Source organism: Thalassobaculum salexigens DSM 19539 (genome assembly GCF_000423805.1).
Classification (GTDB): domain Bacteria; phylum Pseudomonadota; class Alphaproteobacteria; order Thalassobaculales; family Thalassobaculaceae; genus Thalassobaculum; species Thalassobaculum litoreum.
On the sequence record NZ_KE384093.1, the window covers coordinates 1,192,844 to 1,206,742 of the forward strand.

Here is a 13,899-nt window from a genome sequence, read left to right on the forward strand (position 1 = left end):
CGGCTGCCCGCGCCTCCGTCGACGGACGCTCCGCCGATACCCGGTGTCCGCGCGGCGTCGGAACCGACAGGGGCGCTTGCATCGCGGGCGGCAGGGGAGAGGACGGAGGAGTGGGCGGGGGAGGGCGCGCCGGAACCGCCGCGACGGACGGCGCCGGAGGGGGGCGGCGACGCGGTCGGCGAGGCGGTGTTGCGGGCGGTGGCGGCGGGCGAAGGACCGGACGTCACCCTGCTCTGGCCACGGGCGGAGGCCGATCGGCGGCGGCTTGCCGGTCACCTGCTGCGCTGCGGCGGGCTGGCGGTTGCGCTGATGGCGGGGGGACGGCTGTGGCGGCTGGACGATCCGGCCGGCAGGCCCTGGAACTGGGCTGGGGCCGGGGCTGGGGCCGTGTTTTCGCCGCTGCTCCGCCGTGCGGATGGGCACGCGCCGGAGGCGGGCGAGGGGTTGGCGGCGCGGATCCGGCGGCATCACGGGCTGCCGGGCGGACTGCGGGGCGGGGCGCTGGTGACCCTGGTGAGCCGCGCCTATGATCGCCGGTTGCTCGGCGGACTGGCCCGGCTGATACCGCAGGGACGCCCCGTTTCCGGACAGGTGACGGCGGCCTATGCGCTTGAGGGGGAACGGCTTTTCCTCACCGATCTCCGCGTCGACGGGCGGCCGCTGACGTCCCGGATCGCGCTCGGGCGGATCGGACGATGCGGCTGACTCGGCCCGCCGCCGCCCTGCGGCGCATCGCCCGGCTCTGCCGCGCGGCCGGATGCGCGGCCGGGCTCGGAGTCAGTCTCGTGGCAGGCCTTGGCGCCTGCGTCTCGGCCCCCGGCCCGCCGCCGGTCGCGCATCGGGTGACGGCGGGATTCTGGCACGATCCGCCGGCCTGTGTCGTGATCCTGCCCGCCGCGGTGCGGGGCGAGATCAGCGCCCGATCGGCGGAGCGCGCGCTCGCCCGTCACCTGTCCGGACGCGTGGCCGGGGTCATCGGGCCGGATGCCCGGGACCGGCTGACCCGCCATTGGGCGCTCGATCTGGCGTCCGAACCGGCTGCCGATCCGGCCCCCTTTCTTGCCGCCGTCGAACACCCGCGGCAAAAGAATCGACGCACCAATCCCACCTCGGCGGCACGAAAACGTTTCGCCGAACGGGCCGGATGTCCGCACGGACTCGCCCTTACCCTGCGATCCGCGCGCCATTTCGCCCTGGTCTGGAGCGAGGCGCGGATCGATCTGCGGGCCCGGCTGATCGACCTGCGCACCGGCGATGCCCTCTGGCAGGCCGACCACCGGGTCTCGCGCGGCGACGGCGGCCTGCCGACCTCGCCGGTCGGCGTGGCGCTGGCCGTGGGCCGGGCCGGGCTGTTCGTCGCCGGCCCGGACCTGCTGGCTTCGGTACTCGACGACGGACTGCGCGCGCTGATGGCGACCCTGCCCGATACCCGAACCTATTCGGCCGCCCCGCCGTCCGGAGTCCCTCCCGTACGGATCCCTTGATCCTGCAAAGCGACGGGCAGATCATGGGAGCCGGTTTTGCAAATATCGACCGAGGTGACCGGCATGTCCGGCGGCGCGTCTGGCCCATGAGCACTGGCCCATGAGCACTGGAAACATGAGCACTGGCAACATGAGCTCCGGCAGCATGAACTGGGATGACCTGCGCTATTTCCTGGCGGTGGCGGCGGAAGGCAGCCTGTCGGCGGCGGCGCGCACCCTGCGGGTCAATCCGGCCACGGTCAGCCGCCACGTGGACGCGCTGGAGGCCCGTTTCGAGGTCCGGCTGTTCGACCGGCGCCAGGACGGCTACGGCCTGACCGAGGCGGGCGAGAAGCTGGCCGCCCGGGCCCGCGGCATCGAGACCGAGATGTTCGGCCTGGCCCGCGCCTTCGACGCCGAGGATCGCGGGCTGACCGGCACGGTTGCGGTCACCTCCACCGAATCGCTGATCGGCCCCTTTCTGATCCGCAACCTGCCGCTGCTGCAGGACCGCCATCCCGGCATCCGCCTGCAGGTCGTCAACGAGTACCGCTTCCTCAACCTGTCGCGCCGCGAGGCCGATGTCGCCATCCGCATGGCCCGCCCCGAGCAGGGCGACCTGGTGATCCGGCGCATCGGCACGCTCGGCTTCGGTCTCTACGCGTCGCCCGGCTATCTCGAGGCGCGGGGCGCGCCCCAGGCACCCGGCGATCTGGCCGATCACGCGGTCATCGACTGGCTGGACGGGTTCCCGGAGAACGCGCCAGTGAGTTGGCTGCGTCAGCAGATGGGCGGGCGGCCGCCGGCCTTCGCCACCAACCCGGCCAGCGCCCGCCTCGCCGCCGCCCGGGCCGGGATCGGCATCGCCCTGGTGCCCTGCATGGTCGCCGAGGAGGTCCGCGACGTGGTCCGCGTGCTGCCCGGCAGCGAGATCCCGGGGGTCGACCTCTGGCTGCTGGTCCACCGCGACCTGTCGAAGCTGGCGCGGATCCGCGCGGTGCTGGACTTCGTCCACGAACGCGCCCAGGCGGACGCCGACCGCATCGCCGGCCGGGCCTGATCCGGCCCAGTCTTGAACCGGCCGGGTCTGATCCGGCCCCGGCCTGATCCCGCTGCCGCTCCATCGCCATTCGTCCCGTACTTTGCCCGCCGTGACATTCCTCACGGCATTGCGAGTTGATCGGTGCGAAACTGGAACCTTCAATTCCCTGAGCACTGTCTGACCACCACCGACTCACGGGGGCTGTGGATGTGATGTGGACAACTTTAGGGTTTTCGAACTGCACGCGTTTTTTTGATTTATCCGCAAATTTTAAGGTGAAAATTCCCGCAGCACCCCGATCCCGGGGAAAGCGCGGGTCTTGGCCCGCTGGCGGGTTCTTTGCCGCCTCGTCAATATCCACAGGCTTGACCGGGATTTTTCTGTTGGCGTCGCTGGTGTTAGCGCCGATGGCGGCGGCCCGCACGGCGGTCGATCTGGAACTGGTCTTCGCCTCCGACGGCTCCGGTTCGATCGATGACGAGGAACTCCGATTTCAGCGCCAGGGCTACGCCGCCGCTCTGGCCGACCAGCGGGTGCAGGAGGTGATCGCCGCCGGCCCGCTCGGGCGCATCGCCGTGGCCTTCGTCGAGTGGGGCGCGCCGCAGAGCCAGCACACCATCGTCGACTGGACGGTGATCGCCAACCGCGACGATGCCCTGGCCTGGGGCGCGCGCCTGGTGGCAGCGCCTCGGGCGGCGTACGGCTACAACTCGATCAGCGAGGCCATCGCCTATTCCGCCGACCTGATCCGCACCAACGACATCGACGGCGCGCGCAAGGTCATCGACCTGTCCGGCGACGGCCCGCAGATCGGCGGCCGGCCGCTCGCCCTGATCCGCTCGATGACCGTGGCCGACGGCATCACCATCAACGGCCTGGTGGTCGCCAACCGCAACGTGCGCACCGGGCCGAGCGGCGAGCCGCTGGACGAGCATTACGAGATGGACGTGATAGGCGGGCTCGGGGCCTTCGTGGTGGTGGCGACCGAAGAGAGGGGCTTTACGCAGACCCTGCTGGCGAAGATGGTGCGCGAGATCGCCGACGCCCGGCCGACGGGTGCCGCCACCAGACTTGCGCAGGACTCGCCGCATGAGCGCTGACCAGCCGACCCCCGACGCGCCCGGATCCGAGACGGCCGAGCCGATCGCCCGGTCGCTGGACGTGCGCGGCCTGAAATGCCCGCTGCCGGTGCTCAAGGCGCGTAAGGCCATCGCCCAGGTCGAGATCGGCGCCCTGCTGGAGGTGCTGGTGACCGACCCGGCGGCGATGCTCGACTTCCGGCACTACGCCCGCCAGTCCGGCCACGAGCTGGTGAGCGCCGAGGAGGGCGAGGTTCTGCGCTTCGTCCTGCGCCGCACGGCGTAGCGCGGGCCGGCGCGCGGCATTTCCGCGCCTTCCCAATCCGCACGTCCGGCGACTAAGGTGCGCGCGGGAGGAACCAAGTATGACCGACAAAGAAACGCCCAAGGGCCTCGGACGCGGCCTGACCAATTACGGCGACAACGAATTCAGCCTGTACCTGCGGCGCTCCATGGCCTCGTCCATGGGCTACAGCCGCGAGATGCTGGACAAGCCCGTGGTCGGGATCTGCTCGTCGGGCAGCGGCTACAACAACTGCCACCGCCTGATGCCGGAGCTGGTCGAGGCGACCAAGCGCGGCGTGCTGGCGGCCGGCGGTCTGCCGATCGAGTTCCCGACGATCTCGCTGGGCGAGACGTTCCTCAATCCGACCTCCCTGATGTACCGCAACCTGATGAGCATGGACGTGGAGGAGATGATCCGCGCCCAGCCGATGGACGCGGTCGTGGTGATCGGCGGCTGCGACAAGACCCTGCCGGCCCAGCTCATGGGCGCCGCCAACGCGGAAGTCCCGGTCGTTTATTGCGCCGTCGGCCCGATGCTGACCTCGCCCTATGACGGCGAGCGCCTGGGGGCGTGCACCGACTGCCGCCGGTTCTGGGGCAAGTACCGCGCCGGCGAGGTGTCGGACGAGGGCATCAAGCGGATCGAGGGCAGCCTGGCCACCACCGCCGGCACCTGCGCGGTGATGGGCACGGCCAGTACGATGGCCTGCATCGCCGAGGCGCTTGGCATGACCCTGCCGGGCACCGCGTCCATTCCGGCGGTCCATGCCGACCGGCTGCGCGCCGCCGAGGCCTCCGGGGCGCGGGCGATGCAGCTTGCGCTCGCCAAGGGCGACGACCGGCTGCTGCCGAAGGACATCATCACGCCGAAATCGGTTGAGAACGCCCTGCGCGTGCTGCTCGCCATCGGCGGGTCGACCAACGCCATCGTCCACCTGACGGCCATCGCCGGGCGGCTCGGCATTCCGGTGCCGCTGGATCGGCTGAACGAGATGTCGGACGAGACGCCGGTGCTGGTCGATCTGAAGCCGACCGGGGCGCATTACATGGAGGACCTGTTCGCCGCCGGCGGGCTGGTCGGCGTGCTGCACGCCCTGCGGCCGCTGCTGCATCTGGACACGGTCAGCGTCACCGGCGAGACCCTGGAGGAGCGGCTGGACGCCGACAAGACCTGGGTCGACCACGACATCGTGCGCCCCTTCGACGCGCCGTTCCAGGAGAAGGGCGGGCTGGTGGCCCTGTTCGGCTCGCTTGCCCCGCGCGGCGCGATCCTGAAGCGCTCGGCCGCCGATCCGACCCTGTTCGAGAAGGAGGGCCGGGCGGTCGTCTTCTCCGACCTGGCCGACCTGGCGGCGCGGATCGACGATCCGGAGCTGGACGTGGCCGCCGACGACTTCCTGGTGCTGCAGAACGCCGGCCCGAAGAGCCCGGCGGCGATGCCCGAGGCCGGCTACCTGCCGATCCCCAAGAAGCTGGCCCGCGCCGGGGTGAAGGACATGGTCCGCATCTCCGACGCAAGGATGAGCGGCACCGCCTTCGGCACCATCGTGCTGCACGTCACCCCGGAAGCCGCCGATGGCGGACCGCTCGGCGTGGTGCGCACCGGCGACCGCATCCGGATCTCGGTGCAGAACCGCTCCATCGACCTGCTGCTGGACGACGCGGAGATCGCCCGGCGCCTGGAGGAGATCAGGCCGACCGAGGTGCAGCCGATCCACAAGCGCGGCTACCGTCACCTCTACATGAACTCCGTCACCCAGGCGGACCAGGGCGTCGATTTCGACTTTCTGGTCTGGAAGGACTGATAAGAAACGTAACAAAGGGAGAGACCCGCATGTCCGAGATCCAGACCGAATTCGTCATGGAACTGAAGCTCCACGTCGAGATGCCGCTGGTGGCGATCGGCATTACCCAGTACGGCGACCGCCGCATCGCCCGGGTGACCGGCGGCACCTTCGAGGGGCCGGGGCTCAAGGGCACCGTGCGCGACGGCGGCGGAGACTGGATCCTCAACCGGATCGACGGGGTCACCCAGCTCGACGTGCGGCTGACCATGGAGACCGACGACGGCCACCGCATCTACATGACCTACAAGGGCCTGCGACACGGCCCGAAGGAGGTCATGGAGCGGCTCGCCGCCGGCCAGCCGGTGGATCCCTCGGAGCTGTATTTCCGCACCGCCCCGTTCTTCGAGACGGCGACCGACGGCCCCTATGCCTGGCTGACCCGGTCGATCTTCGTCTCCACCGGCGACCGCAAGCCGGAAGGGCCGGTCTATCGGGTGTTCAGGGTCCTGTAAGCGCGCACGCGCGCGGTCAAGTCCGGGGGCGAGTTCGGGGGCAAGTGCGTGGATTGATCTTCGGCTGACGGCTTGCCAAGCTGACGGGGACCCACCTTTCGACCCGTTCCCCGCCTGCATTGGAGACCGTCATGACCGGCGCCACGCGCTATGACCCCCGTCAGTTCAAGGCCCTGACCTGGTTCGACGCCACCGCCGCCTTCGCCGAGGGACGCGACACGCCGCGCGCCTATCTGGAGCGTTGCCTGGAGGCGGTCGACGCCCGCGAGCCGGTGGTCCAGGCCTTCGCCGCCCTGAACCGGGAGACGGCCCGCGCCGCCGCCGACGCCAGCACCGCGCGCTGGAAGGACGGCAAGCCGCTGTCGCCGATCGACGGCATGCCGGTCGGCATCAAGGACCTGCTGGAAACCAAGGACATGCCGACGCAGCTCGGCTGCGCGGCGATGACGGGGAATTTCCCGAAACACGACAACGCGGCGGTCTGGGCGCTGCGCCGGGCCGGGGCGGTGATCTTCGGCAAGACCGTCACGGCGGAGCTGGGCGGCAACCATCCGGGACCGACCACCAACCCGTTCGACCCGGCCCGCACGCCCGGCGGCTCGTCCTCCGGCTCGGCGGCGGCGGTGGCGGCCGGGTTCATGCCGGCGGCCATCGGCTCCCAGGTCGGCGGCTCGATCATCCGGCCGGCGGCGTTCTGCGGCAACTTCGCGCTCAAGCCGAGCCAGGGCGGCATCCATCGCGGCGAGCGCCAGGCCACCTCCATGAGCACCCACGGCCCCCATGCCGGCTCGATCGAGGACATGTGGCAGGTCGCCATCGAGGTGGCGAGCCGCTGCGGCGGCGATCCGGGCCGCGCCGGCATCCAGGGACCGATGACCACGCCGGCCCCGGTGAAGCCGAACCGGCTGATCCTGCTGGAGACCGACGGCTGGGCCCGCACCGATGCCGACAGCCACGGCGCGATGGACGGTCTGCTCGACCACCTGCGGTCGGCCGGCGTGGAGATCCTGCGCCGCGGCGACCATCCGCTGATTGAGAACCTGGAGCGGGCGCTGGTGGGCGCCGGCGATCTGGCCAACACCATCACCGCCTGGGAGAACCGCTGGACCCTGCGCAACCTGATCGACACCAAGGGCGAGGGGGTGAGCGAGCGAATCAAGGCGCGGATCGGCGCGGTGGAGGCGCTGGGACCGGACGACTACCGCCACCTGCTGCTGCGCCGGGAGCAGCTGCGGGCCGCGTGGCGGGCGCTGGCCTCGGTGGCCGACGCGTTCCTGACCTTCGCCTGCCCGGGTCCGGCGCCGCTGTGGCCGGGCGACGTGCCGGGGCAGCCGCTCGCCAAGCTGCCGACCGGCGACGCGGTGTTCAACACGCCGAGCTCGCTCGCCGGCGCCCCGGCGGTGACCATGCCGATGCTGGCGGTGAACGGCCTGCCGGTCGGCGTCCAGGTCATGGGTCAGGACGGCGACGACGCCCGGATGACCGGCCTCGCCCGCTGGATCAGCGGCAGCATCGACCCGGTGATCGTCGGCTAGAACGGCACCGTCTCGCCGTTCTGGTCCACCAGCTCGCCGCTGCGCTCGGGTGTGAGCCCGTCCACCACGGCGAGCAGGTCGGCCGCCGCCACCTCCGGCGGGCGCACCTCCAGCCCCGCCTTGGCGAAGGGGGCCGAGAGGCCGGTGTCCACCGTGCCCGGATGCAGGGCGACGCAGACCGCCTGCGGGTGGGTACGCCGCAGCTCGATCGCGGCGCAGCGCACCAACTGGTTCAGCGCCGCCTTCGACGCCCGGTAGGCGTACCAGCCGCCGATCCGGTTGTCGGAGATCGAGCCGACCCGGGCCGACAGGGTTGCGAACACCGCCTTGCCGTCGCGCGGCAGCAGCGGCAGCAGGTGCTTCATCAGCAGGGCCGGGCCGGTGGCGTTGACGGCGAAGGCGCGGGCGAGGTGGTCCGGGTCGAGCTGGCGCCACGACTTCTCCGGCCGGTAGTCGCCGTCATGCAGGAAACCGGTCGCGTCCAGGATCAGCCGGGGCGGGGCGCGGTGGCCGGCGATGCGCTCGGCGGCGGCGCGGATCGAGCGCTCGTCCAGCAGGTCGAGCGGCGGATCGCCGCGCCGCGACAGGCCGATCACGTCCTCGAACCGGCCGGCTTCCCGCAGGGCGGAGAGCAGGGCGGCGCCGATCCCGCCGCCGGCGCCGATGACGACGGCAAGGGCGGGGGAGGGGAAGGGGGAAAGCTGGGTCATGCGGCGACGAAGATGGAGGCCGGACGCCCGCCGTCAAGCGCGCGGCCGGCGGGGTGCGCGCTACCGGGCGGCGGCGATGGTCGCGCGGAACCGGATCAGCGCGCAGACGAAGAAGGCACCGCCGAGCCCGCCCACCGTCAGCATCTCCGGCCAGACGATCCCGATCCCGGCGTCGCGGTACAGCACGGCCTGGGCGAAGGTCACGAAATGGGTGGCCGGCGAGCCGAGCATCACGGTGCGCAGCGGCTCCGGCATGCTCTCCAGCGGCGTGGTGGCGCCGGACAACAGGTTCAGGACGACGAAGACCGGGATCGCCAGCAGGCCGAACTGCGGCATGGTCGTCGCGATGGTCGACAGCATGACGCCCAGCGAGGTGATGGCGAACAGGTAGATCCCGGCGCCCAGCGCGAACAGCCAGAGCGACCCGGCGACCGGCACCCCCAGGCCGATCTGCACGACCAGGGTGAGCGACAGGATGGCCGCCAGCAGGATCACCAGCCCGTTCGCCCAGATCTTGGCCAGCACGATCTCCGCCGGCCGCACCGGCATCGCCAGCAGATGCTCCAGGGTGCCGTGCTCGCGCTCGCGGATCACCGCGGCACCGGACAGGATCACAGCCAGGGTCGTCAGGTTGTTGATGACCTGCATCACCGAGGTGAACCAGCTCGACTCCAGATTCGGATTGAACCGGGCGCGCACGGTCAGGGTGGCCGGCGCGGCGACCTGGTCCTCGGCACGGCCGAGAAAGTCGGCGACCTCGGCCTGGATGATGCTGCTGATGTAGCGCGTCCCGTTGCCGGCCAGGGTCATGGCGGTCGCGTCGACGTTGAGCTGGATGGTCGGCGCGCGGCCGGCCAGCACGTCGGCCTGCAGGCCGGGCGGGATGTCGAGCGCGAAGGAGGCGCGGCCGCTGTCGAGGACCCGGTCGAGCGCGTCGAGCCCGATCAGTTCCGCCGGCCGGAAATGCGGCGGCAGCAGCGCCCCGCGGATCCGCTGCGACAGGACCGAGCGGTCCTCGTCGACCACCGACACCACCGCGTTGCTCAGCTCGGTCTGCTGGCCGCGCGCGACGGTGTAGATCGCCACGGTGAAGGTGTAGGCGATCAGCCCGACCAGGACGAGGTCGCGCGACAGGCTGTACAGCTCCTTCACGCCGAGTCGGACCGTGTTCCGGAGCAGGCGCGTCATCTCAGTCCTCCTGCTTGCGCAGCAGCACCGACGCGGCGACCCAGTAGGCCGCGACGAAGCCCGCGAGGATGAGGTGGTTGGGATAGAGTCGGGCGAGGTCCAGGCCCTTGTTGAACACACCGGTGGCGATGTTCTGGAAATACAGCGACGGGAAGCCGTGGCCGATCACCCGCGCCGCCCCCTCCAGGGCGGCTGCCGGATACATCATGCCGGAGAAGTTCACCGCCGGGATCATGACGATGATCGCCGTGGCGAAGATCGCCGCGATCTGCGAGCGCACGAAGGTCGAGACCACCAGCCCGAACGCGGTCGCCGCGGTGGTGTAGAGCAGGGCGCCGGCGAGCAGGGCGACGGGGCCGCCGGCGAAGGGCACGCCGAACAGGCCGAGCATCAGTGCGAGCAGGCAGGCGACGCTCAGCATCGCCACGCCGATATAGGGAAGCTGCTTGCCGATCAGGAACTCGATGCGGCGTACCGGGGCGGCGTAGAAGTTGGTGATCGAGCCCAGCTCCTTCTCGCGCACCACGCCGAGGGCGGTGAGCATGGCCGGGATCATGATGAGCAGCATCATCAGCACGCCCGGCGCGATCGCGTCGGTCGAGCGGAACGCCTGATTGTAGCGGAACCGGGTCTCGACGGTGACCGGGGGCAGCGCCGCGGCGTGCCCGGTCTCGGTCATCGCGTATTCCTCCAGATAACCCTGGAAGGCGGCCTCCAGGTAGCCGCGGATGGTCTCCGCCCGCACCGGATTGGCGCCGTCCAGCCAGCCGGCGAGCTCCGGGCTGTGGCCGGCGAGCAGATCGCGCCCGAAGCCCGGCGGGACCACCACCGCCAGGGCGATGCGGCCGGCGCTCATCTGCCGGTCGAGATCGGCGAAGCCGCTCAGCGCCGGCGCCTCCGCGAAGTAGGGGGAACTGGAGAGCTGCCGCAGGAACATCCGGCTTTCCCGCGAGCGGTCCTGGTCGAGGGCGGCATAGGTCAGGCTGTCGACGTCGAAGGAGATGCCGTAGCCCATGGCCAGCATCAGGATCAGCGGGCCGAGCAGGGCGAAGCTCAGCAGGATCGGGTCGCGCCACAGCTCCAGCGCCTCGCGCCGGGCGAAGGCCCAGCAGCGCCGCGGCGAGAAGATTCCGACGGGTCCGGCATCCGACGTCCGGCCCGGCGACGGGGCGGCTTCCTGCGGCGGTTCCGCGGCCGACGGCGCCGAGGCCGAAGATTCCGTGGCCTGGGGCTCCGCCTGCTCCAGATAGCGGATGAAGGCCTCCTCCAGCGACGCCGCCCCCTGCTCGGCGCGGAGGGTCTCCGGCGCGCCGACCGCCAGCACCCGTCCCGCATGCATCAGCGAGACCCGGTCGCAGCGGGTCACCTCCTCCATCAGATGGGTGGAGATGAAGATCGTCACCCCGCCGTTGCGTGACAGGTCGTAGAGCAGGTCCCAGAACCGGTCCCGCGCGATCGGATCGACCCCGCTGGTGGGCTCGTCCAGGATCAGCATGTCCGGCTCGTGCAGCATCGCCACCGCGAGCTGGAGCCGCTGGCGCACGCCGATTGGCAGGCGGTCCGGGCGCGCGTCGGCGACCTCGCCGAGATCGAACTGCTCCAGCAGCGCCGCGACCCGCCGGCGCTTGCGGTCGGGCGTCAGGGCGAACAGGTCGGCATGCATGTCCAGGTTCTGGCGGGTCGACAACTCGGCATAGAGCGAGAAGGACTGCGACATGTAGCCGACCCTTCGCCGCATGTCGTTGCCCAGCGCGTCGTTGCCCAGCGCGGTCACCGGCGAGCCGAACACCCGGGCCTCGCCCTCCGTCGGCGCCAGCAGGCCGGTCAGCATCTTCATGGTCGTCGTCTTGCCGCAGCCGTTCGAGCCGAGAAAGCCGAAGATCTCCCCGGCCTCGATCCGGAAGCTGACCCGGTCGACGGCGGTGAAGTCGCCGAACCGCTTGACCAGGCCCTCGGCCTCGATCGCCGGCGGCCCGTCGACGGCCCTGCGCGGCGGCAGCGCGCCGTCGGTCGGCGCCCGCACGGGCGTGGGCAGCAGCGCCACGAAGGCCTCGTCGAGGGTGGCGGTGCCGGTCGCCTCCTGGATCTCCCGCGCAGTCCCGCGCGCCAGGACGCGTCCGTGGTCGAGAGCGACGATCGTGTCGAAGGTCTCCGCCTCCGACATCTGGGCGGTGGCGACCACCAGGCTCATGCCGGGGCGGCGCGCGCGGATCCGGTCTATCAGGCGCCAGAACTGCACGCGCGACAGCGGATCGATGCCGGTGGTCGGCTCGTCCAGGATCATCAGGTCCGGGTCGTGCACCAGGGCGCAGCACAGGGCGAGCTTCTGCTTCATGCCGCCGGACAGCTTGCCGGCGGGCCGGTCGCGGAACGCGGCGATGCCGGTGGCGTCCAGCAGCTCGTCGATATGCCGCGCGCGCTCCTGCGGCGACTGGCCGTACAGCCGGGCGAAGAAATCGACGTTCTCGGCCACCGACAGGGTCGGATAGAGGTTCCGGCCCAGGCCCTGCGGCATGTAGGCGATGCGTCCGCTGACGGCGGCGCGCCGGTCGGCCCGGGCCAGGTCCGCCCCGAGCACGGTGACGCTGCCCTGCTGGATCCGGCGGATGCCGGCGATCAGGCCGAGCAGGGTCGACTTGCCGACCCCGTCCGGACCGATCAGACCCAGGCTGCTGCCGGGCGGCAGGGAGAGCGAGATGTCCGACAGCGCCTCGGTCGGCCCGTAGCGGTGCGACACGCCCTCCAGGCGGATGCAGGGTGCCGGATCGGTAGGGGCCGGATCGGTACGGGCCGGGTCAGTCGTGGCCGGATCAGGGCGCATCGGGCAGCCGCACCGCCAGGTCCTCGGGCCATGCCGCGTCCGGATCGACGCGGATATACGCGACGCCCGGCACCCCGGTCTTCACGATCGCCCGGTGGCGCTCCAGCACCTCGGGCGGGATCGTCACCTTGACCCGGAACATCAGCTTCTCGCGCTCGCTCGCGGTCTCCACGTAGCGCGGGGTGAACTGCGCCTGCGAGGCGACGAAGGTCACGGCGGCCGGGACCACATATTCCGGGGCCGCGTCGAACACCAGCCGGGCCTCGGCGCCGTAGGGGAGGCGGCCGGCGGCATCGGTCGGCAGATAGACCGTCATGTAGACGTCGGTCAGGTCGAGCAGGGAGATCACCCGGCCGCCGGCGGCGACGATCTCGCCGGTTTCCGCCAGCCGGTACTGCACCCGGCCGGCGCGGGGCGCCCGCAGGAAATGCTCGTCGCGGTCCGCCGCGATCCGCTCCACGGTGGCCCTGGCGGCCTCGATGGACGCCTTGGCCCGGGCGATCCCCGCGCGGGCCGAGGCGACGGCGGCGACCGCCGTCGCATGCTCGGCCCGGCGCAGGTCCACGGTCTCGGCGGCGGTGTGTCCGCGTTCGGCCAGCTGCTCGGCCCGGTGCAGCTCGCGTTCGGCGAAGATCCGCTCGCTCTCGCGCTGGGCCAGCACGGCGTTCGCCTCGTTCAGGCCCTCCTCGGTCTGTCGGACGATGGCCTCCGCCTCGCGCAGCCGGGCATCGACCTCGGCGGCATCCAGCACGGCCACCACGTTGCCGGCCTCGACCATCTCCCCTTCGCGCACCAGGACCGCGTCCAGCCGTCCCGGGAACTTGGCGGCGATGTCGATCCGCTCGGCCTCGGTCCGGCCGTTCGCGCTGACCAGGCCGGCCGGCAGATCGTCGTGCTCCCGGGCGTGCCAGTACCAGACGGCGGCGGCCACGGCGCCGAGAACGAGCAGAACCGGCAGGCTCTTTCGCATGGGATGCAGACTTCCTGAAAAGGTTGTGACGCCAAATCTCGCGGCAAGCCTATCAGGCTTGGCGGCGGTTGATTTTGCGCTGCATCAAATCGCCGGTGGAGGGTATCGGCCGCATTGATGCAAATCAATTCGTGGTGGCCGCGACCTGCTAGGATCGGTCAGATCAGGAAAACGGAGGTCACGTCATGGTCACGTTGCTACGTACGGTTCTTCTCGCGGCGGCAGCGCTGCTGTTCGTCAGTCTCCCGGCCGCGGCCCAGCAGGCGGGTTCCGACGCCGGTCCGGCGGCGCAGAAGGTCATCGAGCAGGTCGAGCAGCAGGTCGATTCCACATTCGTCCTCACCACCGACCAGCTGGTCGCGATCGCCGGCGGCGCGCTGGTCGGGGCGATCGCCGCCGACCTCGTGCTGCACGGCGGTGCCGGCGCCCTGCTGGGCGCGGTTGCCGGCGGGCTGATCGGGAACTGGCTCTACGTCCCGTCGGCGCCGGTGCCCGGCGGCTCCTGAA

At 71.2% G+C, this 13,899-nt stretch carries 13 protein-coding genes; 9 read left to right on the forward strand and 4 right to left on the reverse strand.

Annotation, left to right across the window (positions count from 1 at the left end):
- Positions 1-198: 198 nt before the first annotated feature.
- The 8 genes from G578_RS29460 to G578_RS0110010 all read left to right on the forward strand — a co-directional run bounded on the left by G578_RS29460 (position 199) and on the right by G578_RS0110010 (position 7,703).
- Entirely contained in the window at positions 199-705 is a 507-nt protein-coding gene (locus G578_RS29460; protein ID WP_156907251.1) for a hypothetical protein, read from the forward strand.
- Entirely contained in the window at positions 696-1,484 is a 789-nt protein-coding gene (locus G578_RS0109980; protein WP_028794113.1) for a hypothetical protein, read from the forward strand. The genes G578_RS29460 and G578_RS0109980 overlap by 10 nt, the downstream gene beginning before the upstream one ends.
- Positions 1,485-1,599: 115 nt before the next feature.
- Positions 1,600-2,523, forward strand: a complete 924-nt coding sequence (locus G578_RS0109985) for a LysR family transcriptional regulator (RefSeq protein ID WP_169400847.1) — start codon at positions 1,600-1,602, stop codon at positions 2,521-2,523.
- A gap of 365 nt (positions 2,524-2,888) precedes the next feature.
- Complete coding sequence (locus G578_RS25695) at positions 2,889-3,605, forward strand: DUF1194 domain-containing protein (protein WP_211228884.1); 717 nt, start codon at positions 2,889-2,891, stop codon at positions 3,603-3,605.
- On the forward strand, positions 3,595-3,870 hold the full coding sequence (locus G578_RS0109995; protein WP_084618802.1) for a sulfurtransferase TusA family protein: 276 nt from the start codon (positions 3,595-3,597) through the stop codon (positions 3,868-3,870). The genes G578_RS25695 and G578_RS0109995 overlap by 11 nt, the downstream gene beginning before the upstream one ends.
- Before the next feature lie 79 nt (positions 3,871-3,949).
- Positions 3,950-5,674, forward strand: a complete 1,725-nt coding sequence (locus G578_RS0110000) for a dihydroxy-acid dehydratase (RefSeq protein ID WP_028794116.1) — start codon at positions 3,950-3,952, stop codon at positions 5,672-5,674.
- A 29-nt stretch (positions 5,675-5,703) separates the two neighbouring features.
- Entirely contained in the window at positions 5,704-6,168 is a 465-nt protein-coding gene (locus G578_RS0110005; protein ID WP_028794117.1) for a DUF3237 domain-containing protein, read from the forward strand.
- Positions 6,169-6,299: 131 nt separating this feature from the next.
- Entirely contained in the window at positions 6,300-7,703 is a 1,404-nt protein-coding gene (locus tag G578_RS0110010) for an amidase (protein WP_051244499.1), read from the forward strand.
- Here the strand turns inward: G578_RS0110010 and G578_RS0110015 are convergent.
- From G578_RS0110015 to G578_RS0110030, 4 genes are read right to left on the reverse strand one after another with little or no spacing between them, the layout of a single operon-like run.
- Positions 7,700-8,413 (reverse strand): SDR family oxidoreductase, encoded by a 714-nt coding sequence (locus G578_RS0110015; RefSeq protein ID WP_028794119.1) that lies wholly within the window; start codon positions 8,411-8,413, stop codon positions 7,700-7,702. The two genes, G578_RS0110010 and G578_RS0110015, sit on opposite strands and share 4 nt — an antisense overlap.
- 60 nt (positions 8,414-8,473) lie before the next feature.
- Positions 8,474-9,601, reverse strand: a complete 1,128-nt coding sequence (locus G578_RS0110020) for an ABC transporter permease (protein ID WP_028794120.1) — start codon at positions 9,599-9,601, stop codon at positions 8,474-8,476.
- Position 9,602: 1 nt separating this feature from the next.
- Positions 9,603-12,422, reverse strand: a complete 2,820-nt coding sequence (gene rbbA / locus G578_RS0110025; protein ID WP_051244500.1) for a ribosome-associated ATPase/putative transporter RbbA — start codon at positions 12,420-12,422, stop codon at positions 9,603-9,605.
- Positions 12,412-13,392 carry an HlyD family secretion protein gene (locus tag G578_RS0110030; protein ID WP_028794122.1) on the reverse strand — a complete coding sequence of 327 codons (981 nt, stop codon included), beginning with the start codon at positions 13,390-13,392 and terminating at the stop codon, positions 12,412-12,414. The genes rbbA and G578_RS0110030 overlap by 11 nt, the downstream gene beginning before the upstream one ends.
- 185 nt (positions 13,393-13,577) lie before the next feature.
- Here G578_RS0110030 and G578_RS0110035 point away from each other — a divergent pair, with 185 nt between their 5' ends.
- Positions 13,578-13,898 carry a hypothetical protein gene (locus G578_RS0110035; RefSeq protein WP_028794123.1) on the forward strand — a complete coding sequence of 107 codons (321 nt, stop codon included), beginning with the start codon at positions 13,578-13,580 and terminating at the stop codon, positions 13,896-13,898.
- Position 13,899: the final 1 nt, after the last annotated feature.